Below are 18,355 nucleotides of genomic sequence, written 5' to 3'. Positions count from 1 at the left end.
CTGCCCCTGCTTTGGAGACTGATTGCAAAGAAGTGGATCAGAAACATCGACTCTGAAAATCTATTTCGCATCAATACTTGACAACAGCGCAAAGCTATGAGTTAATAGTTGATTGATTGCACCAACATACCATTACATCAAGAAAGTGCGATCAACATTTTTTTGAATGTACCCACGCAAAACAGGTCCCTTTGACCTTCTGGCATGTCCCCAAACATGCGGGTATTCATTCACCACGGCGACGACAGCCACATCCAGACTTATTTTTTGCATCGTAGCGGACTCGCTCCGTCCATTTGCTTGGCAAACGAATAAGGCGCTGTCCATGCTGCCACAGAGCACGTCTGCCTGACATTTGTTCGACCAGCGCGGCTCTACATTGAAATAGCAATGGCTTGGCCTCCGTGTGGAGACCGATCCATCATGGTGTCATCAAATCTCAATAAAAAAACGATGTAATGACGCCACACGATAAGGAAAAAAATTATGAAAAATATCTATCCAACCGGTTTGGTATCGCGCCCTGAGCATATTGCCTTGAACAAGACCGATATTCGCATTGGCGATACCGTTTACTTGCAACCCAAGAACGGCCCTCGCATGGCGGGTACCGTGATTTTCAGCTCGCCTGTACACGGCTGCACCACCTATACGGCAGACGCGCAGAACCAGGACGCCAACGTGCGTTTCCGTTTCCGCCTGCAGGACGTGCATCACGTGGCTCCGCGCCACCCTTTGCCAGCCTTGAACTAAGGCTTTGCCTGCCAATTAATACGGGGAACCCAACCCAACTCCCCGTATTAATTTCATTTACAAACATATAATTACAATTTGCAAGAAACATTCCTGCTTTCATCCTAAAATAGTGGCGGCTTGAAACTTATCCGACGCTGTAAAGCGTCCACGACGAGCGTGCGCTCCTATGGCAACGGATATGAAATCAAAGCAGGCTTCCTGCTTGCGCCCGCCGCGGCGCTATTCCTATCTCTCCCGTTTTTTCCTGTTCAGCCTGGTCTTGATCCTGACCCTGCTGGGCACCAAGCTGCGCCATTACGACGCCCTGACCATCTTCTGGCCTGCCGAGGCCGTGCTGCTGGGCCTGTTCATTCGTCGCCCGGATTGGGCCAGCCAGTTCCTTAACTGGGTCATTGTTGTTCTGGCCTATCTGTGCGCCGAACTGATCGCCCGCAACCCCCTGCCTATTGCCCTTTTGCTAACCCTGGCCAATGTCAGTGGCGTCGGGCTGGCATACTGGCTGATCACCCGCAATCCGCTGCTGGACCTGTCCTTGCGCCGCCCTCAGGCCATGCTGACCCTGGCCGCCTACTACGGACTGGCCTGTATCCTTTCCGCCCTGCTAGGCGGCATTGCCCTGTCTTTGCATACCTCTCAAGCCTTGTCGCTGGCCATCCTGTCCTGGATGCTGACCGGCATGATCTCCTACACCGCTATTTTGCCCGTCATCCTGACTGCCCCGGCCCGCCCCATACGCCGTTTCATGGAGTACTGGAACGAGCCCCATTTGATGAGTCTGGCCCAGTTGGCACCCGCCCTGTCCTTATTACTGACCAGCTTGTTGAGTTTGCTGATTGACGGCCCCGGCTCCCTGGCCTTTCCCGTCCTGCCTTTATTATGGTGCGCCCTGAGCTACTCGCTCTTTTCCACCACCTTGTTGACCTTGTTCTATGTGCTCTGGACACTGTTCGCCCTGAGCCAGCCGGTCTACTTCCTGCCCAGCCAGCTATATACCTCGCTGGATCTGCTGTCGCTGCGCATCGGCATTGCCTCCATTGCACTCGCCTCTATTACCAGTGCCAGCTTGATCTCAGCCCGTAATCTGGCAGTGGAAAAACTCCAGCGGCTGGCTCACCACGATGCCCTGACCGGTTTGCTCAACAAGCAGGCCTTTTATCAGCAAAGCCAGACCATGTTGACTCAATGTCGCCTAAGGCACGTTCCTGTCAGCGTCATTGTTCTGGACATCGACCACTTCAAACCCATTAACGACACCCACGGCCACCATGTCGGTGACCTGGCCCTGAGCGCCATCACCCAGCGTATTTCCCTGGCTTTGCGCGATACAGACTTGTGCGGTCGATTGGGTGGCGAGGAATTTGGCATCTTGCTGCCCGACTGCAGCGCCACCCAAGCCCATGCCGTGGCCGAGCGTGTCCGCAAAAGTATTGCCCTGCGGCCCCTGGCCCTGGATAACGAGCAGCAACTGACCATGACGGCCAGCCTGGGTATCGCAACTCTGGAAGCCTCCACGCTGGATCTGCATGCTCTGCTTCGTCAGGCCGACACGGCCTTGTACGAGGCAAAACGTGCCGGTCGGGATCAGAGTTTTTCCTATCATTTCCCCGAACCAAAAACGAAGACTTGACGCTATCCGTAAGCAAACCGATACTGATGTGTCAATACGAAACAAAACATCAGGGAGCGGTGATATGGCGTCAGTTTACGGCTCGCCCTTGTGCCAAGCGTGTTTGACCTTGCCACAGGGATTAAGTACTAGCCAAGCGCATGCTGACTTGCGTTTACTGGGACAGCATCCTCCCTCTCCTGACGGGGCTCATGAGACCCAGTACCGCTGCCTGAGCTGCCAGACGCACTGGCTGCTACGCACCAATCGCTGGGGCGTTCCCGAAGGCTTTCGCCTGAAACCCGTATAGGCAAAGCGGGGCACATGCACTACCATGACGGCTTTGTCTGTTAGCGATTCCCGTATGTCTGCCCTGCTGTTTGATACTGAAACCACCGGCACTGCCAAACCTCAAGTCATCGAGGCAGCCTGGCTGCGTTTAAGCGACCCTGTCTTCTTGCTGGTCAATGAAGAATTCGAGCAACGCTACCGGCCTGATGAAGCCAATTCTCTGGGTGCGCTGGCCACCCACCACATTTACGACGAAGAGCTGCAAGACTGCCCGTCGCATACCGAGTTCAAGCTGCCTGCCGACACCCAATACATCATTGGCCATAACGTGGACTACGACTGGGGCGTGGCCGGTTCGCCCAATATCAAGCGGATTTGCACTCTGGCCTTGGCCCGGCACTTGATTCCAGGCCTGGACAGCTACAGCCAGTCCGCCCTGATCTATCATATTGATCGCGCCAACGCCCGCGAGCGCCTGCGCAATGCGCACAGCGCCTTGGCCGATGTACGCAATTGCCTGGCACTCCTGCAATACTTGCTGGGCCTGACACAAAACATCAATACCTGGGAACAGTTGTGGCAGCTCTCCGAGCACGCCCGGATTCCCACCATTTTGCATTTTGGCAAACACAAGGGCATGGCCATTGCCGATGTACCACAGGACTACAAGAACTGGTTGCTGCGTCAACCAGACCTGGACCCCTATCTGGTCAAGGCCTTGAAGGTCTAAACCTCAAGGTTCGTAAAATCCCTAATGGCTGTCAGCCATCATATGCCCAATGATGAAGGTCCCAACAAGAACTTCATGAGGTGGCAAATGATCGAGGTTGCATACGTCACGAAAGATATGCGTCGGGACCCTTACGAACGAATCACCCATCTTGGAGGCGCAGGCTGGCAACGCTCTCAACCGGATGTGGTCCAGCAAATTGAGCAGGGCCAGGAGGACTATTACATTCTTCTGGATGGCATTCCCGCCAAACTGATCGTGGCGCTCAGCCGTTTTGGTGCCAAGTACCTGAAAACTGAGCTTGAAGTTGAAGAGCCTCATATTTTGCTCAGCCTTCCCAGCCAGGCCGGTTAAGCAGGCCGGTCCTCCCTCCACTTTCCCTCAAGGAAAACAGAAAACGCGGCTTTAAGCCGCGTTTTTCCATACCTGCCTGTCCACCTGCTTAGGGTTTGAGCAAGTGCCATTGGCCATTACGTACCGTAATCAGCTCGCGACCACGCTCGTCAAAGCCGCTATGGTCTTCGGGCGACATGGTATACACACCTTGGGTAGCCACCAGATCACGGGTTTGCTCCAGCGCATCACGCAAAGCCGAACGGAACTCCGGCGTTCCGGGTTTGGCCTTGGTAGCCGCCTCAGGAATTGCCTTTTCCAGCAAAAGACCAGCGTCGTACACGTTGGCACCAAATGTGGCGGGAGCCTGACCGTAACGCTCGGTATAGCGCTGGATGTAGTCCTGCGCTATAGGCTTGGACGGATTGCTATCGGCAATTTCAGGCAAGACCAACATCAGGCTGGCCGCCAGAATAGTGCCTTCAACCTGCTCGCCACCCAGGCTCAAGAACGCAGGAAGCGCAGCACCGTGCGTTTGATAAATCTGCCCTTTGTAACCTTGCTTAACCAGCGTCACTTGCGGCAGAACAGCCGCAGCGCCAGTGCCGGCTACCAGGACCACATCTGGTTTGGCCGCGTAAATCTTCAAGGCCTGGCCTGTTACCGAGGTATCGGAACGCACATAACGCTCGGTGGCCACAATCTTGATATTGTTCGCCTCGGCCAGTTCCTTGAACACGGTCAACCAGCTCTCGCCATAGGCATCGTTAAAGCCCAGGAAACCGGCTGTTTTCACGCCGGTATCGACCATATGCTTGACCAGGGCCTGAGCAATAATGTCGTCGTTCTGGGTCGTTTTAAAGACCCATTTCTTTTGCTCGGTCATGGGCAGCACGACGGACGCCGCGCCCACCGGCGCCAGCACAGGCGTGCCCGAATCGGCCGCAAATTGAATCAGACTCATGGCATTGGGCGAGCCGGTAGGCCCGATCAAGGCATCGATCTTGTCCTCGGAAATCATTTTCTTGAACAGCGTCACCGTTTGGTTCGGGTCGCTGGCATCATCCAGGGAGACATATTCAACCGTCAGATCGCCAACCTTGGTAGGCAGCAAAGGCACGGTATTGCGCTGCGGCAAACCGACCACGGCGGTCGGTCCGGTGGCCGAGGCGATCACGCCAATCTTGACCTGTGATTGAGCCGGTGTGGCCAGAGCGGCCAGAACAACGGACAAAGCGAAAGCAGTTCGAGTCAATTTCATAATGTGCAGAGCCAGTTAAGCCCTTCCCCCCTTGATATCAGCGCAGCCGCGCTTATATGGATTGATCTGGGCATAAGATACCAAATTCCCCGTGCCGCACACGTCTTATTGAACGATTTGCTCCGGCAGGTCTGCTTACAATTGTACGCGGGCACACACAATAAAGTAGTTTATAACGAAGCTACTGTTTACCTTTCATAGAGCGAACCCATGTCACTTCAGCAAATGCTGCAACAAATTCTGCAAAGCGGCCAAAGCGCACTAAAACAAGGTCAAGGCCAATTGAACTCCTCCGGCCTGGGTAAGAAGATCAGTGAACAAGCCGGTGGTTTTGGTGGCGGCGCTGTGGTAGGCGGCGTTCTGGGCGTCCTGCTGGGCAACAAGAAGTTCCGCAAAATGGGCGGCTCCATGGCCGCGTACGGCGGAGCCGCTGCCTTGGGTGCCCTGGCCATCAAGGTCTATCAGAACTGGCAAGAACAAAACGCGGGCCAGCAAGCGGCCCCAACACCCGTGCAGGCGGTCCCAGCCGCCCCGCTGCCGCTGGCTTCCAACGGCCCGGCAGATACCCATGCCATGGTCATCCTGGCCGCTCTGGTCTCCGCTGCCAAGGCAGACGGCCATATCGGTGATGCCGAGCGCGAATTGATTGACGCGGAAATCAGTAAAATGGCCGCCCCCGAACAAGCCCGTCTCTGGCTGTCACAAGAACTGCTCAAACCGGTTGACCCGCAAGCCATCGCCCAATTGGCGCAAACGCCCGAGATGTCGGCCGAAATTTACTTGACCAGCGCCATCGTCATTGACGAGCAAAGCTATATGGAACGCGCGTATCTGGACGAGCTGGCACGTTTACTATCCTTGCCAAACTCCTTGCGCGAAAGTCTGGATAATCAAGTCCAAGCTTTACCCCAAGCTTGATCGGAAGTGGGACCGTTCCACCAGAACACCCCCACTCTGATTGTTTTATTTTTCAACCCCGGGCTGACACTCCCAATGCAGCCCACGACTCATCAAGGAAACCACTCATGAAAAACACCCTCAAGTTGACGATTGGTACATTGGCCTTAATGGGTCTGGCCGCTTGCGCGGCTCCAAACAACAGCAACACCGCGACTTCCGAGCGCCAAATGGATAAAGAAACCTCTCTGCAGGCTTATCACTGGCGTCTGTTTGCCACTACCGGCAAAGACGGCCAGCCAGCCCCTGCCATACCTGGCGCAGGCGGCGAGCAAGTCACTTTGAATTTCACTGACACCATGATGTCGGTCGACAATCTGTGTAATGTCCTGGGCAGCGGCTACACCATCAGCGGTTCCAAAATCACCTTTACCTCGCCGGTCAGCACCCTGAAAATGTGCTCGGACCCCGAGTTGATGCGCAACGAACAAGCCGTTGGCAAATTGTTGCCTACAGCGACAGACTGGAGCATGGCCAAGGCCGACTCCGCACCGGATAATCCAGCACCGGTCCTGACCCTGAACTTTAAAGACGGCACCAAATGGCGCCTGAAAGGTGAGCCTACTGCAACGACCCGTTACGGCAGCGAGCCAACCCGTGTGTTCCTGGAAGTGGCTGCACAAAAAGAGAAGTGCTCCCACCCCCTGATTCCAAACTACCAGTGCCTGAAGGTACGCGAGATCCAGTACAGCGATTCGGGCGTCAAGACCTACACGGGTGACTGGATGTACTACTACGGCGACATCGAGGGCTACACCCATACTCCTGGCGTTCGTAACGTGCTGCGTATCAACCGCTACGAACTGAAGAACGTGCCTGCAGACGCCTCGTCCAAGGCCGATGTTCTGGACATGGTTGTAGAGTCCGAGCAAGTCAGCAAGTAACTCACGCAGCAACGTCGTCCAAGCGCTTGTTGCACTGACGACCTGATCACATAGCCCCAAGGTTGGAGTTGATTCCGACTTTGGGGCTATTTATTTCAGGAACATTTTTTTCGAACCAGGAAGCAAACTGTCCTGGTTCAAATCCCCTAAACCCCATAAGAAACAGCACATTCGGAGCCACAAATAGTTACTCACTGCTATGCTTTGAACCTAGTCAGCAAGCCTGCCCATCCGTAGTATGGAAATACCGGATAACATTTTTCACCTCCCTATTTATCCGGCTTCAGGCCTTGCGACATGCGAGGCTTTTTTTTATGCCTGAACGGTGATGAGGCTTGCTCTTACTTCAGCGGCCCATAAAAAATAAAAAACGCGCCGGCACCAATCAGTGTGAAACCAAGCAGGTGATTCAGCGTAAAGCTCTCTTTCAGATACAACACCGAGAACACCACGAACACCAGCAAGGTAATGACCTCCTGCATGGTCTTTAGCTGCGCGGCACTGTAGACGGTGTGCCCCAAACGGTTGGCCGGCACCGCCAGGCAGTACTCCACCAAAGCAATGCCCCAGCTGATCAGAACGACTTTCAGCAAGGGGCTATTGGGATATTTCAGGTGCCCATACCAGGCAATGGTCATGAACACATTGGAGACGACCAACATCAAGATGGGAAGGATCTTAGCCATTCTGGACACGAAAATAAAAAGCGGCCTGCACCGCGACCCGGCCAGTGTAGCGTCACATTTAAGCAGCGCCTATGGGGATAATCAGGCAGCAGAAAGACGGGGCATCAAGCAAGGGCTATCAGTCCACAACTTTCAAAAAATCCACCTCAATTTCGGGTGGGCGCTTGGAACTGGTATCGACTTCGCCAATCAGCTCCACCCTGGTTTTCTCATCCAGAGTCTGACCCGCAAAATGCTTGGCCTTGATCTCCGCCACGATCTCCCCGCTGCCATCAGAGAACAGAAACTTGTCGTGGGCCGTTTGACGTAGCAAATGGCCTTGCACCCGCACGTCCTGATCATCGACGGGATTTTTCAGGATCTCCGCAACCGTCGTTTGACCAATCTCCGACGGGCCCGTGTACTGGGCATGGGCAGGAAACGACAACGCGCTTGATAACAAAGCCAGCGCCACGGCCGAGCGCAATTTAACGTAAGCAGACATAATGACTCCTGTTGTTCATGGCTTGAAACTTAACCATAACAGCAGATATCATCAGCGTTCTTATTAAAATGGCGGTGTTGGGCTTGCCTTGTTACCAAGCGCGACATCACACCATCACTGCACCATGCCCCTTCTTGAGAACTTAGGCCCCCGCATCTGCATTCTTGGCCCATCCAATAGCGGTAAATCCACCCTGGCTGACGCGATCGCACGCAAGCTGGCCATCCCGGCCGTGCATCTGGATCAGCTCTACCACCTGCCGCATAGCAACTGGGTGCCCCGCCCCGAAGCCGATTTTGTTGCGCTTCACCAGGCGGCTATTGCGCAAGAACAATGGGTGATGGAAGGCAACTACACGCGCCACCTGGCCCCACGTCTGGCTCGCGCTACAGGTTTCATCGTGCTAGAGGTCTCCACCGCTACCAGCCTGCTGCGCTACTTCCGGCGCACCCTGTTTGAGCGCAACCGTCGTGGAGCCCTGGAAGGCGGTAAAGATAGTGTGAAATGGCAAATGATCCGCCATATCGCCATCGTGACCCCGCCCAATCGCCACAAGTACTTGAGCATTTTCGAGGCAAGCACCTTGCCTAAAGTCAGACTAGGTAGCCCTCGCGACCTGAAACTGTTTTATCAAACCGAAGGCCTGCAACGCTAAGCGCATGAAGCGCTAACGCCCTGGGCTGTTTCCATCCGTGGGGCCCTATTTCCTCAAGGCCAACACATACCCCTGCAAACCGCTTAAAGCGCTCCGGTATCCATCAGCAACTCCTGCCATCTCTGTATATCGCTCTGCGCACAGGCCGACCACGTTGCGCAGCTGGCTGGCAATTCGGGCGTTTGCATCCAGCGCATGTCCGGCTCGGGCAGCCTGAGCGGCGACACGATCATTGGCGGCGGCGAGCTTGCTGCGCAAGCCGTCAAGATCGGCGCGAGCAGCCACAGCAACACGCTTAGCCGCATCCAGCTGCATTTGATAAGTGACTCGAACATCCTCCGCCTCCTTTTGTAATCGTTGCTCCATCAAGCGCGCACGGACCTCGGCCTGCAACTGCGCCGCCCTGGTCTGCGCCTGGGCCAGCTCATAGCCTTTGCGATACTGCTCCTGACCATAAAGCGCCCCCCATAAAAAAAGGGCTGCCAGAACAGCAGCACCTACTAATGCAGACTTGATAGACATAACTGCCTCTCGGCCTGACGCCGCCGCTCCAGCCCCCGCAGCTTGCGGCCACCAGCATAGACCCAACGATCCAGCTCCTGACATGCTCCGGCTATATCCCGAGCCCGTAGCTTGCGCAGCAAGGTCGAATTGGCATAGGCCCCAGCCCCCACGTTATAAACAAAGCTGCTCAGCGCCACACGTACCTCATCCGGCAAGGGATAGCTAACGGAACGATCCACCACACTCAAAGCACGACGAACCTCCTGCTCCGTCAAGGCGTCGCAACGCTGCGGACTGGCCATGTCACCCAGCTTGACTCCTTGTGTATAGCCGTCGCAGATAGTCGGAATGCCTGATTGAAGACCGCGCTCACGGCAACGCGGCTGACTTTGCGCGCTCTATTGGGCGCACACGGGCGCAACTGGCCCAGTACCTGTCATCCACCTACAACGGTGGGCGCAGCATTGGCGAACGAGTGGCGCGAGCCATAGAAAAAGAAGTGGGTCTGGAAGCGCATAGCCTGGATCAGCAAGGCTATGGTTTTGGGGCCAAGCACGGTTTTGACTCCAACGTGCAAGACGCCATGATGGGCGAGCGGCGCATCCCCCTGCTGAACTATGTACAGGCAGGTGTGTTTCGGGATCCCGGTCAGAACTTCACGTTTGAAGAAGTGGAATATCTGCTGACAGACCTGTGTCTGTCCGAGCGTTCCTTTGCCTTGCAGATCAAGGGCGATTCCATGTTGCCGGACTTCAAGGAAGGCGACCGGATTATTGTGGATTGCGAGCTCACGCCCCGCCCCGGTGATTATGTGGTCGCCAAAAACAGCGAAGAAGAAGCCACCTTCAAGAAATACCGGCTCTTGTGCATAGATGAAGGTGGGCAAGAAATCTTTGAGCTGGTGCCGCTGAACGACGACTATCCTTCCATTCGCAGCGACCAGCATGCTATTGAAATCATCGGCACCATGGTGGAGCACCGGAAATACTATCGGCGTTCGTAAAAAGCTGGCAGCGCAGGCTGCCATGCATGATGCGGCTTAATGCTTTTTCATTTCCTGATCGACCTTCTCCATCCAGGCCTGATCACAAGGGACGGGCTGTGCTGAGCGCTGACCATACAAACGGATATGCACCACGTTGCACCACTCCTGCGAGCCATAGTCAGGGCCATGCCCTTGTCCATCAGAGACAGCCAATTGACGGTCCACCTTTTCCAGCCAGGCTTCACTGCCAACTTTCTCGGTGGGCGCCGTAGTTTGGCAAGCGGCTAACAATAAAGCGGGGGCAAGCATCAAGATTCGCATGACAATATCCAAATAAAACCTCTGCTATAACAGAGCATCAAAAAACTATTATTTTTCAATGCCCCTTTTATAACAAGACCATTGGGGACTCAAGCTCGTCCCTGGCATGTGAGACAAGAATGAAATGGCTGTTCCTATGCCTGATCATGGCATTGCTACCTCTGAGCACGCAGGCAAGAAACACTCCCTGCTCAGGCAAAAAAGGTGGCATTTCCCACTGCGAGGGGGAAGTCTTTGTATGCCGTGATGGTTCAGCCAGCGGCAGCAAGCGGTCGTGTCCTGCGTACACCGGCACTGCAGGACAACGTTCGCAGTCCAGGCCACAGGCGCTGCAATCCAGCAGCGTTTGCCCCTGCTCCAGTGGAACCTATTGCACCGGCCCTCGTGGAGGGCGCTATTGTGAAACCAGCACAGGTAGCAAGCGCTATCAGCGCAAATAAGGGGGCAGCCTGCGGTACTTGCTTAGCAATTGCCCTTTTTAGCCTGGCCGGGTGGACAGTGACGCTGCCCATATCCACCGTAACCATCCGGATCCACAATCACCGAACCCCTGGGAGTATGGACGGCACAGGCGGAAAGAATAGCTGTCATGGTCAAAGCCAAAATAAGTGTTTTCATCATTATTCTCTGGGTTTTAGACGCGCTCATTGTGCTCCAAGGATAAACAACAAGGTGCTACCAATCGCGAGCAAATACAGTTGGGCCTCCAGATGCTTGAATCTCTTGCTCTAGCCGTGGCTACGCTAGGCACAAACACAGACTTTATGTAATAATTGCGGACTTGTTGCCCCTCTAGCTCATGCTTGGTTAGAGCAGCGGACTCATAATCCGTTGGTGCCGTGTTCGACTCACGGGGGGGGCACCATCTCATTCCTCTTTCAAGCATCGGCCCGTACTAATAATAACAATGCCGAACTCGCTTGTTCCCTGCCGTTTGGCTTGCACCCAGCAACAAACCTGAAGCCCGGGCTTCTTGCTGTTTGAGCAAGTTACCCAGGCCTGAAAAGCGCTTATTTATCCGCCGGCAAGAGCGAAGAATGGTGGCTGACAATCAGCCAATCCCGCCCGTTCCATTGATAGGTATAGGTGTAACGCGCGCCTACGTCCTTGCCGCTGCTGCCCATATGAAAGGTATACAGCCCCGAGTCCACTGCCATATTGCAGCCTAGGGTGATCTGTCGTTGCGTTACCCTGCCCTGCGGCTTGCCAGCCAGAAAGTGGTCGAAATAATCTTCTTTCTCTGCCTTGGTGATGCGGTTTACCCCAGACAGCGTGGGTAGCAGAATCGAGCGCTCTGCATAGTTGTTAACGACGACCTCGGGTTTGCCGGTTTGTAGCGACTGGTTCCAACGCTCAAACAAAACGGCAACACCAGCCTCGTCTATCGGTGCACAGCTTGGTGAAGATTGGGCACTCAGGCTGCGTTCTCCCTGGGTCTGTGCCGCGCAACCCGCCAGCACCAGCGTTCCCAACAACACCATGATTTTCTTGCTCATTTCCCTTACCTCCCTCTCGTTTTTATGAGGCGGATAGTAGCATCGGTGCCTAATCATTAGCGTTTAACGCTGGTCGAGGCGACGTACTACAAACGTTCGGGAATGAGTGGGACATTGTGGGGCTGAACCTCCTTACTTAGTCTTGATCGTGCCCGCCCAGGCCTTTTATCTATGTGTAAGTGCACCAACAACAATTGTTAAAGTTTGTTTTATACAGGAACCCTTCGCCGCCTAGTCATTAAAATCGCTTCTCTTTATATAAGTAGAAGGGGAAGTTCATGACTTTTCGTATGGGTGCATTGGCCGCTATGCTGGCCGTCGCTGGCCTGACTGCAGGCTGTCAGACAATGGATGTGGGTGGCATGGTCGGTGCCGGCAGCAAGGCTGTCCAGGCGTTCAATTTGTCCGATCAGGAAGTGATTGCTCTGTCGGATCAGTCCTGCAAGCAGATGGATGCTGAAAACAAAGTGGCCAGCCCCAACAGCAAGTACAACAAGCGCCTGCAACGTGTCGTTAAGCCATTGGCGAAACAGTTGAACGGTCAAACACCGAACTTCAAGGTTTACCAGACTCAGGAAGTGAACGCCTGGGCCATGGCTAACGGTTGTATCCGTGTGTATGCCGGTCTGATGGACAAGATGAACGACGACGAACTGCGCGGCGTGATCGGTCACGAAATGGGCCACGTTGAACTGGGCCACAGCAAGAAAGCCATGCAAACCGCCTACGGCCTGTCCGCTGCTCGTGACGCTGCTGCCGCCACCGGTAACGGCGTGGTTGCTCAGTTGAACTCCAGCCAATTGGGCGAGCTGTCCGAAGCCTTCCTGAACGCTCAGTTCTCGCAATCGCAAGAATCCGACGCTGACGACTACTCCTTTGACCTGCTGACCGAGCGCAAGCTCAAGACCCAGGGTCTGGTTTCTGCCTTTGAAAAACTGGCAGCTCTGGACGGCGGCGAAAGCAGCGTGATGAGCTCGCACCCCGGCTCCAAAGAACGCGCCCAGCGTATGCAACAGCGCATCGACGCGGCTAAATAAGCCCCTTCGACGCAGCGAATCGCATGCCGCTAACCCGTCCGCTTTTGCGGGCGGGTTTTTTTTTGGGGATTCCAGGGATCACAAGTCAGGATGCAGCACAGCATCGGGCCGCCGCTACCAAACGCTGGATGCTCGGCCAGGAACTTTTTACCCGTACGATGAACCAATCAGACATTACCAACACCCGTACTCCCTCGAACGCCCCTGCCTGACAAGCAGTCCAGCTACAGCAAAGCCTGGTCTGTAAATCCTTACTTTTCGTCGCGGCGGCGCCATAAACCAATACCTGCTTTCAGGTATGCTTGTGCCATTCTTTGGTCTTGGCAGTTACGCTCTTGAAAAAGTCTTCCTCTTCAAAAAATTCCTGTCCCTGCGGCAATCCCAAAACCTACGAAGTTTGTTGCGGCCCTTGGCACCAAGGCCCGCAGTACTTGCAAGCCCCCGATGCGGCTACCCTGATGCGCTCGCGGTACAGCGCTTTTGTGCGCGACGATCTGGACTATCTGCTGGCCACCTGGCATAGCTCCACCCGCCCTCATTCGCTGGAACCCAATCCGGAAGGTTTGCAATGGCTGGGCCTGGATGTGCGACGTCATGAACGTGTTTCCGACACGGAAGCGATTGTGGAATTTGTCGCTCGCAACCGTCTGAATGGCCGGGCGAACCGTCTGCATGAAGTCAGCCGTTTTGTCCTTGAACAAGGCCAATGGTTCTACGTGGACGGAGATTTCTCATGAGCCAAAGCAACGATTTTGGGCAAGCGGAACAGGTCCATGGCTCCAGCCTGCCCATGGCTTTGCTTCTGGAAGCTGATCCCAGCACAAGTCTGATTGAAAGCTACAAAGACACACCGCACGCCTGGTGCATTAAAGATCAGGAACACATCGTGGCGGCTGCTATTTTGCAGCGCAGGAACGCCCAGGATTGGGAGCTGATGAACATCGCCGTTCAGCCCTCGCACCAGGGTCATGGGTTGGGTGCCAAGCTGCTGTCTGCCCTGATTAGCTATGTACGCGAACAAGGTGGTCAAACCTTATATGTGGCCACCGGCACCATTGGCTACCCCCTGTTTTTCTATCAGCGCGCCGGCTTTCGAGTGATAGCGGTAGAGCCCGATTATTTCCTGCACCATTACGACGAGGCCCTGTTTGAGGACGGCTTGCAGCACAAGGACCGCCTGATTCTGAGCCTTGCCCTGAACTAAAAGACTGCAATGATGCTGTCCCTTCCTTCTGGTTGATATGCTGAGCACTCTAAGCAATTTTGCAGAACAGGCCACAGCCCTGATCAGCGCCAACCCACAATGGGTGGCCCCCGCTGTTTTCGCTTTGTGCCTGGTCGAGTCCCTGCCCTTTTTGGCCCTGATCATACCGGGTACAGCCATCCTTTTATCCGTCGGTGCCCTGGTCGGTGCCGGGGAAATGAGCTTGCTGCCGATCTGGCTGTCCGTGACACTGGGCGCCGGCCTGGGCAATGCCATCTCGTTTTTTCTGGGCCAGCGTTACGGTGGCAATCTGTTCCACTTCGAGTGGGCCCGCAAGCGTTTGCATCTGTATGCAAAAGCGCAGGCTTTTTTTGCACGCTGGGGATGGTTTAGTATTGTGGCCTGCCGCTTTGTTGGTCCCTTGCGCTCAACTGTCCCCTTGATTGCGGGCACCTGTGCCATGTCGCCTCTGAGTTTTCATATCTCATCCTGGGCCTCGGCCGCCTTGTGGGCCAGTGTCTTGCTGCTACCTGGCTGGTTCAGTTTCCAACCCTGATTTTCAATGACCCCTGTAAGCCTCGCCTACCTGCATTTATTCATCGCGATTCTCTTCGAGATCATCGCCACCAGCTTGCTGCAGCGCTCCGAACAGTTCACGCGCCTGATGCCCAGCGCCTTCACGATCATGTTCTACGCGGGTGCGTTCTACTTTCTGTCACTCAGTCTGCGCGTCATGCCGGTTGGGGTGGCCTATGCCATCTGGAGTGGCGTGGGCATTGTGCTGATTTCCTTGATTGGCTGGGTGGTCTTCAAGCAGAAGCTGGATTTGGCCGCTATGATTGGCATCGGTTTTATTGTGGTGGGTGTGCTGATTGTGAATCTGTTCTCCAAATCTGTCGGCCACTGATTTTAGTGAATAAATATGATTGCCTTGATTCAACGGGTACGCCAGGCCCAGGTCGATATTGAAAACCAGACTGTCGCAAAAATTGGCGCAGGCATGGCCGTTCTGGTCTGTGCCGAGCACGGTGACACCCGCGAGCAAGCCACACGCTTGCTGGATAAATTGCTGGCCCTGCGCATTTTCTCGGACGAGCAAGGCAAGATGAACCTGAACTTGCAGCAAGCCGGTGGTCAGCTATTACTGGTTAGCCAGTTCACCCTGGCGGCCGATACGCGCAAGGGCAACCGTCCAGGATTCAGCCGCGCTGCGCCCCCTGCAATCAGCCAGCCCTTGTTTGACGAGCTGGTAGCCATGGCCCGCACCCGGCTGCCTGATACCCAGTGCGGCGTATTTGGTGCCGATATGCAATTGAGCCTGACCAACGATGGGCCAGTCACGATTCCCATACATATTGCGCCCGACACAGACCCAAGCTGACGATTGCCTTAAAGAGGCTCCATCCCTATAATTGCGCAGGGTGTTTTGCTGGCATGGTGCAGCAAGGCAGGTTAATTACATACGCAAGGTCGGGCCGCCTTGTGGAGATTTGCCGACCATGTCCCACCCTTCTTCCGGTGCGCCTTTGCCGCGCGCCCATGTTCTGACCCGCCAGTTGCAAGCCCAATTGCAACGCCTCCTGCATATCGAGGCCCTGGGCGGTGTGGTCTTGTTGATGGCTGCCGCCATAGCCCTGATCTGGGCCAACTCTTCATTTGCCGATAGCTATTCTGCCCTGTGGCACACCCAAGTGACCTTGGAGCTGGGCTCCTGGCGTTTCTCGCAAGATCTGCATTTTTGGGTCAACGATATTCTGATGACCTTGTTCTTCCTGGTTGTCGGGATGGAGATCCGCCGCGAGATCCATGACGGTGCCCTGTCCGACTGGCGCTCGGCCATGCTGCCTATCTGTGCTGCCCTGTCCGCCATCACCCTGCCCGCGCTGATCTACGCCGCCATGAATCCCGACCCGACTGTGCTGATGGGTTGGGCCATTCCGACTGCCACCGATATTGCCTTCGCAGTGGGTGTGCTGGCCTTGCTGGGCCGCTCCCTGCCCCCCAGCTTGCGGGTGTTTTTGTTGGCGCTGGCCATTATTGATGACCTGGTCGCCATCCTGATCATTGCCTTCTTCTACTCGGGCGGCCTGGACTACAGCGCCTTCCTGATTGCAGCCGTTGGTATTGTGGCCGTCCTGGGTCTGCAAAAAATGGGCATAGGTTCGGCGTGGGCCTATGTCGTTCCCGGCGCGATCCTGTGGTTTGGTCTGTTGAAAACAGGCGCTCACCCCACCCTGGCCGGTGTGGTTCTGGGCATGATGAGCCCTGTGCGCGCCCTGCCCTTGCCTCGCAAGGCCCGCCACCTGAATCTGGAACTGGCCACCAAACTGGAAAGCCAGCATGACACCCACGAAGTCATGCACACGCTGCAGAAAATGCAGTTGGCTCAACGCGAGATTCTGCCTCCGGTCCAGCGTATTCCTGCACTGCTGCACCCCTGGGTAGCGTTCATCATCATGCCGGTGTTTGCGCTGGCCAATGCCGGTGTCAGCCTGAATGGTCTGGACCTGAATGCCGCCGGTGCACAAAGCGCCCTGTTTGGTGTGGCGATTGCCCTGATTGTGGGCAAGCCCCTGGGCGTCTTGCTGGGCACCTGGTTGCCCGTACGCTTGGGGCTATGTACCCTGCCTGCCGGCATGGATTGGGCCGGCGTCACCCTGATTGGTTTGCTGGCCGGTATTGGCTTTACCATGTCCATCTTTGTGGCCAACCTGGCCTTTGCCGAGCCCGTTTTGCTGGATGCTGCCAAGCTGGGCGTTCTGTGCGGCTCTTTGGCGTCCGCCGTTCTGGGCTTGGCGTGGGGCCTGATTGTGCGTCGTCGCTATCAGCAGTCTGCCAGCCAGGCAGCTTATAGCCAGGCATAAACAGCCAGACATCAAACAAACAGGCCCACGCTAGCGTGGGCCTGTTTGTTTTAGGGGCTGATCAATTAATCAATGGTCAGCACGCGTTCGTTCAGGATACGGCGGCAATCCATTTCAAACTCCAGATCCTTGACGGGAGGACGGGCCAGGTGCCAGCCCAAGCCATGGTTGATCGCACCGCGCTGAGCCAGTTCAGTAGCCATGAAAGGATGCAGATTGTGCACCGTGTACGCATGGGTGGCCGTCGTGTCAGCCCATTCATGGCCCAACACTTCCAGACGACGCTCCATTTCACCCAGAACCCATTGCGCCTTCTGCAACAGCCCTTCAGGCGACACGTCCTGGTAGGCCACAATGCTCTCTATATAGTCGTCGGACGTTTCGGGGACTTCGCAGCTGCCTGCGATCACAAAGGTGGCTTCTTCAATATCGGTTTCCACCGTGTAGCTGAAAGCGTAAAAACTGGGCTCGGCAGGTGCGCCTACCAGCGGCGACACGTTGCTGCGGGCGACCGGATTATGCTTGCCTTTGACCAGGCCCCACTCTTTCAGCGTTTCCAGATACAGCTCATTGAACTTGTTGAAGTCGCTGTCGCTAACTGGCTCGGGCGAGCGCAGCTCGCAGGCGCACAAGGCTGTCAAGGGACGCTCTTCTGCTTCCAGCACGGCCTGAATCAAGTCAAAACCTTCTTTCAGTGGCACGGGGGCAGAAAACACGACCCGGCAGATCTCGTAACCGGGCTGAGCGGCCACCCCGCCCGAAAAGCGGTTCACGCCGGTCGGAATGAAGCGGTAGTTGCCTTTGTCAAAATTAATCGCATTGCTCATGGTTGTTCCTGATCGTGTAGTGGGCCTTGGCCCGCCGGGGTCGAGTCGCCGTTATGCGGCAAAGCGGGCACTATAGCACCCTCTGAACCGTCTCAAGTTTGGTGCAGGGGCACAAGCCTCACCTTAACAGCACAAATCATTTTTTTGCGCATCATTGCAATCGCTTTGACTTCCAGCGCAGACCTCCCTACGATGGCGATATTCTTCATCACGCTGAGTTTCAGCTTGGTAGTGCACTGAGCGGTTCTATGGGTAAATCATGGATCGATTCACAGACATACTTAGACCACAGCATCAGCAATTTCCCAGACAAAATGCAGCGGCCTGGCGTTTCCTGCGCCCGGCTTGGGAAGCACGTATCCGCAAAGAACGCTATCCTAGCGAGTTTCGTGCGAACTGAGCCGGTTCGCTTTACGGTCTGTTGGCCCGGTGCCAACCTCCTGAACTCAAGACCCTGTACCTGCACGCCCACTG

General features: G+C 55.4%; 24 protein-coding genes and 1 tRNA gene. 17 read left to right on the top strand and 8 right to left on the bottom strand.

The annotated features are described in order from the left end of the window. The first annotated feature begins 486 nt into the window (after window positions 1–486). The 5 genes from ACFPDR_RS15120 (at window position 487) to ACFPDR_RS15100 (ending at window position 3,737) form a co-directional block, all read left to right on the top strand. On the top strand, window positions 487–753 hold the full coding sequence (locus ACFPDR_RS15120) for a hypothetical protein (protein ID WP_009455580.1): 267 nt from the start codon (window positions 487–489) through the stop codon (window positions 751–753). 181 nt (window positions 754–934) lie between these two features. Further along, window positions 935–2,383, top strand: coding sequence for a GGDEF domain-containing protein (locus ACFPDR_RS15115; RefSeq protein WP_060186022.1), 1,449 nt, complete (start codon window positions 935–937; stop codon window positions 2,381–2,383). 64 nt (window positions 2,384–2,447) lie between these two features. Continuing rightward, complete coding sequence (locus ACFPDR_RS15110) at window positions 2,448–2,672, top strand: hypothetical protein (protein WP_137430864.1); 225 nt, start codon at window positions 2,448–2,450, stop codon at window positions 2,670–2,672. A 24-nt stretch (window positions 2,673–2,696) separates the two neighbouring features. Next, a complete protein-coding gene (locus ACFPDR_RS15105) occupies window positions 2,697–3,383 on the top strand; it encodes a 3'-5' exonuclease (protein ID WP_009455576.1) in 687 nt (228 codons plus the stop codon). A gap of 87 nt (window positions 3,384–3,470) precedes the next feature. Next, window positions 3,471–3,737 (top strand): DUF3892 domain-containing protein, encoded by a 267-nt coding sequence (locus tag ACFPDR_RS15100; RefSeq protein WP_230940605.1) that lies wholly within the window; start codon window positions 3,471–3,473, stop codon window positions 3,735–3,737. 88 nt (window positions 3,738–3,825) lie between these two features. Here ACFPDR_RS15100 and ACFPDR_RS15095 read toward each other — a convergent pair whose 3' ends face one another. Next, window positions 3,826–4,977 carry an ABC transporter substrate-binding protein gene (locus ACFPDR_RS15095; RefSeq protein WP_026482930.1) on the bottom strand — a complete coding sequence of 384 codons (1,152 nt, stop codon included), beginning with the start codon at window positions 4,975–4,977 and terminating at the stop codon, window positions 3,826–3,828. Between the two features lie 210 nt (window positions 4,978–5,187). Here ACFPDR_RS15095 and ACFPDR_RS15090 point away from each other — a divergent pair, with 210 nt between their 5' ends. Both ACFPDR_RS15090 and ACFPDR_RS15085 read left to right on the top strand, forming a co-directional pair. After that, window positions 5,188–5,895: a tellurite resistance TerB family protein gene (locus ACFPDR_RS15090; RefSeq protein ID WP_035268249.1), complete on the top strand. Its 708-nt coding sequence runs from the start codon at window positions 5,188–5,190 to the stop codon at window positions 5,893–5,895. 107 nt (window positions 5,896–6,002) lie between these two features. Continuing rightward, a complete protein-coding gene (locus tag ACFPDR_RS15085; RefSeq protein ID WP_035268251.1) occupies window positions 6,003–6,818 on the top strand; it encodes an META and DUF4377 domain-containing protein in 816 nt (271 codons plus the stop codon). Between the two features lie 341 nt (window positions 6,819–7,159). Here the strand turns inward: ACFPDR_RS15085 and ACFPDR_RS15080 are convergent, their stop codons facing one another. Both ACFPDR_RS15080 and ACFPDR_RS15075 read right to left on the bottom strand, forming a co-directional pair. Beyond that, window positions 7,160–7,504 carry a DMT family protein gene (locus ACFPDR_RS15080; protein ID WP_021446759.1) on the bottom strand — a complete coding sequence of 115 codons (345 nt, stop codon included), beginning with the start codon at window positions 7,502–7,504 and terminating at the stop codon, window positions 7,160–7,162. Window positions 7,505–7,622: 118 nt separating this feature from the next. Beyond that, a complete protein-coding gene (locus ACFPDR_RS15075; protein WP_203144889.1) occupies window positions 7,623–7,988 on the bottom strand; it encodes a YgiW/YdeI family stress tolerance OB fold protein in 366 nt (121 codons plus the stop codon). A gap of 124 nt (window positions 7,989–8,112) precedes the next feature. Between ACFPDR_RS15075 and ACFPDR_RS15070 the strand changes: the two genes are divergently transcribed. Further along, on the top strand, window positions 8,113–8,643 hold the full coding sequence (locus ACFPDR_RS15070) for a hypothetical protein (protein ID WP_009459867.1): 531 nt from the start codon (window positions 8,113–8,115) through the stop codon (window positions 8,641–8,643). 45 nt (window positions 8,644–8,688) lie between these two features. Here the strand turns inward: ACFPDR_RS15070 and ACFPDR_RS15065 are convergent, their stop codons facing one another. Then, entirely contained in the window at window positions 8,689–9,165 is a 477-nt protein-coding gene (locus tag ACFPDR_RS15065; protein ID WP_302356386.1) for a DUF2514 family protein, read from the bottom strand. After that, window positions 9,144–9,497 (bottom strand): lysozyme, encoded by a 354-nt coding sequence (locus tag ACFPDR_RS15060; protein WP_376911537.1) that lies wholly within the window; start codon window positions 9,495–9,497, stop codon window positions 9,144–9,146. Before ACFPDR_RS15060 ends, ACFPDR_RS15065 begins: the two co-directional genes overlap by 22 nt. A 125-nt stretch (window positions 9,498–9,622) precedes the next feature. Here ACFPDR_RS15060 and ACFPDR_RS15055 point away from each other — a divergent pair, with 125 nt between their 5' ends. After that, window positions 9,623–10,150 carry a LexA family protein gene (locus tag ACFPDR_RS15055; protein ID WP_376911374.1) on the top strand — a complete coding sequence of 176 codons (528 nt, stop codon included), beginning with the start codon at window positions 9,623–9,625 and terminating at the stop codon, window positions 10,148–10,150. A gap of 36 nt (window positions 10,151–10,186) precedes the next feature. On the opposite strand, the gene ACFPDR_RS15050 is transcribed toward ACFPDR_RS15055, so the two are convergent. Further along, complete coding sequence (locus ACFPDR_RS15050) at window positions 10,187–10,453, bottom strand: hypothetical protein (protein ID WP_321386477.1); 267 nt, start codon at window positions 10,451–10,453, stop codon at window positions 10,187–10,189. A 786-nt stretch (window positions 10,454–11,239) separates the two neighbouring features. Between ACFPDR_RS15050 and ACFPDR_RS15045 the strand changes: the two genes are divergently transcribed. Further along, window positions 11,240–11,318 (top strand) — tRNA-Ile (locus ACFPDR_RS15045). Between the two features lie 145 nt (window positions 11,319–11,463). Here the strand turns inward: ACFPDR_RS15045 and ACFPDR_RS15040 are convergent. Then, window positions 11,464–11,949 (bottom strand): DUF4440 domain-containing protein, encoded by a 486-nt coding sequence (locus tag ACFPDR_RS15040; protein ID WP_060186047.1) that lies wholly within the window; start codon window positions 11,947–11,949, stop codon window positions 11,464–11,466. Window positions 11,950–12,227: 278 nt separating this feature from the next. Between ACFPDR_RS15040 and ACFPDR_RS15035 the strand changes: the two genes are divergently transcribed. The 7 genes from ACFPDR_RS15035 (at window position 12,228) to nhaA (ending at window position 17,054) form a co-directional block, all read left to right on the top strand. After that, the gene (locus tag ACFPDR_RS15035) at window positions 12,228–12,986 is read left to right on the top strand and encodes a M48 family metallopeptidase (RefSeq protein ID WP_009459460.1); all 759 of its coding nucleotides are present in this window, start codon (window positions 12,228–12,230) and stop codon (window positions 12,984–12,986) included. A 335-nt stretch (window positions 12,987–13,321) separates the two neighbouring features. After that, window positions 13,322–13,723, top strand: a complete 402-nt coding sequence (locus ACFPDR_RS15030; protein ID WP_009459461.1) for a YchJ family protein — start codon at window positions 13,322–13,324, stop codon at window positions 13,721–13,723. After that, a complete protein-coding gene (locus ACFPDR_RS15025) occupies window positions 13,720–14,190 on the top strand; it encodes a GNAT family N-acetyltransferase (protein ID WP_115635061.1) in 471 nt (156 codons plus the stop codon). Before ACFPDR_RS15030 ends, ACFPDR_RS15025 begins: the two co-directional genes overlap by 4 nt. Before the next feature lie 37 nt (window positions 14,191–14,227). Further along, the gene (locus tag ACFPDR_RS15020) at window positions 14,228–14,746 is read left to right on the top strand and encodes a DedA family protein (protein ID WP_009459463.1); all 519 of its coding nucleotides are present in this window, start codon (window positions 14,228–14,230) and stop codon (window positions 14,744–14,746) included. 6 nt (window positions 14,747–14,752) lie between these two features. After that, entirely contained in the window at window positions 14,753–15,097 is a 345-nt protein-coding gene (locus tag ACFPDR_RS15015; protein WP_009459464.1) for a DMT family transporter, read from the top strand. A 15-nt stretch (window positions 15,098–15,112) separates the two neighbouring features. Further along, the gene (gene dtd / locus ACFPDR_RS15010; RefSeq protein WP_035268299.1) at window positions 15,113–15,571 is read left to right on the top strand and encodes a D-aminoacyl-tRNA deacylase; all 459 of its coding nucleotides are present in this window, start codon (window positions 15,113–15,115) and stop codon (window positions 15,569–15,571) included. A 118-nt stretch (window positions 15,572–15,689) separates the two neighbouring features. Next, a complete protein-coding gene (gene nhaA, locus ACFPDR_RS15005) occupies window positions 15,690–17,054 on the top strand; it encodes a Na+/H+ antiporter NhaA (RefSeq protein ID WP_239055368.1) in 1,365 nt (454 codons plus the stop codon). A 65-nt stretch (window positions 17,055–17,119) separates the two neighbouring features. Here the strand turns inward: nhaA and ACFPDR_RS15000 are convergent, their stop codons facing one another. Next, window positions 17,120–17,881, bottom strand: a complete 762-nt coding sequence (locus ACFPDR_RS15000) for a hypothetical protein (RefSeq protein WP_321290885.1) — start codon at window positions 17,879–17,881, stop codon at window positions 17,120–17,122. Window positions 17,882–18,355: the final 474 nt, after the last annotated feature.

Source organism: Alcaligenes sp. GCM10023179 (genome assembly GCF_042653705.1).
In the GTDB taxonomy this organism is placed as follows: Bacteria; Pseudomonadota; Gammaproteobacteria; order Burkholderiales; family Burkholderiaceae_B; genus Alcaligenes; species Alcaligenes phenolicus.
Note: the sequence above shows the minus strand (reverse complement) of the source record. Positions and strands in the feature narration are given on the sequence as shown.

Excerpts from the sequence above, each read along its gene's own strand:
- ACFPDR_RS15120 (WP_009455580.1), top strand. The coding sequence starts at position 487 with ATGAAAAATATCTATCCAACCGGTTTGGTATCGCGCCCTGAGCATATT.
- ACFPDR_RS15115 (WP_060186022.1), top strand. The coding sequence starts at position 935 with ATGAAATCAAAGCAGGCTTCCTGCTTGCGCCCGCCGCGGCGCTATTCC.
- ACFPDR_RS15110 (WP_137430864.1), top strand. The coding sequence starts at position 2,448 with ATGGCGTCAGTTTACGGCTCGCCCTTGTGCCAAGCGTGTTTGACCTTG.
- ACFPDR_RS15105 (WP_009455576.1), top strand. The coding sequence starts at position 2,697 with ATGACGGCTTTGTCTGTTAGCGATTCCCGTATGTCTGCCCTGCTGTTT.
- ACFPDR_RS15100 (WP_230940605.1), top strand. The coding sequence starts at position 3,471 with ATGATCGAGGTTGCATACGTCACGAAAGATATGCGTCGGGACCCTTAC.
- ACFPDR_RS15095 (WP_026482930.1), bottom strand. The coding sequence starts at position 4,977 with ATGAAATTGACTCGAACTGCTTTCGCTTTGTCCGTTGTTCTGGCCGCT.
- ACFPDR_RS15090 (WP_035268249.1), top strand. The coding sequence starts at position 5,188 with ATGTCACTTCAGCAAATGCTGCAACAAATTCTGCAAAGCGGCCAAAGC.
- ACFPDR_RS15085 (WP_035268251.1), top strand. The coding sequence starts at position 6,003 with ATGAAAAACACCCTCAAGTTGACGATTGGTACATTGGCCTTAATGGGT.
- ACFPDR_RS15080 (WP_021446759.1), bottom strand. The coding sequence starts at position 7,504 with ATGGCTAAGATCCTTCCCATCTTGATGTTGGTCGTCTCCAATGTGTTC.
- ACFPDR_RS15075 (WP_203144889.1), bottom strand. The coding sequence starts at position 7,988 with ATGTCTGCTTACGTTAAATTGCGCTCGGCCGTGGCGCTGGCTTTGTTA.
- ACFPDR_RS15070 (WP_009459867.1), top strand. The coding sequence starts at position 8,113 with ATGCCCCTTCTTGAGAACTTAGGCCCCCGCATCTGCATTCTTGGCCCA.
- ACFPDR_RS15065 (WP_302356386.1), bottom strand. The coding sequence starts at position 9,165 with ATGTCTATCAAGTCTGCATTAGTAGGTGCTGCTGTTCTGGCAGCCCTT.
- ACFPDR_RS15050 (WP_321386477.1), bottom strand. The coding sequence starts at position 10,453 with ATGCGAATCTTGATGCTTGCCCCCGCTTTATTGTTAGCCGCTTGCCAA.
- ACFPDR_RS15040 (WP_060186047.1), bottom strand. The coding sequence starts at position 11,949 with ATGAGCAAGAAAATCATGGTGTTGTTGGGAACGCTGGTGCTGGCGGGT.
- ACFPDR_RS15035 (WP_009459460.1), top strand. The coding sequence starts at position 12,228 with ATGACTTTTCGTATGGGTGCATTGGCCGCTATGCTGGCCGTCGCTGGC.
- ACFPDR_RS15025 (WP_115635061.1), top strand. The coding sequence starts at position 13,720 with ATGAGCCAAAGCAACGATTTTGGGCAAGCGGAACAGGTCCATGGCTCC.
- ACFPDR_RS15020 (WP_009459463.1), top strand. The coding sequence starts at position 14,228 with ATGCTGAGCACTCTAAGCAATTTTGCAGAACAGGCCACAGCCCTGATC.
- ACFPDR_RS15015 (WP_009459464.1), top strand. The coding sequence starts at position 14,753 with ATGACCCCTGTAAGCCTCGCCTACCTGCATTTATTCATCGCGATTCTC.
- dtd (WP_035268299.1), top strand. The coding sequence starts at position 15,113 with ATGATTGCCTTGATTCAACGGGTACGCCAGGCCCAGGTCGATATTGAA.
- nhaA (WP_239055368.1), top strand. The coding sequence starts at position 15,690 with ATGTCCCACCCTTCTTCCGGTGCGCCTTTGCCGCGCGCCCATGTTCTG.
- ACFPDR_RS15000 (WP_321290885.1), bottom strand. The coding sequence starts at position 17,881 with ATGAGCAATGCGATTAATTTTGACAAAGGCAACTACCGCTTCATTCCG.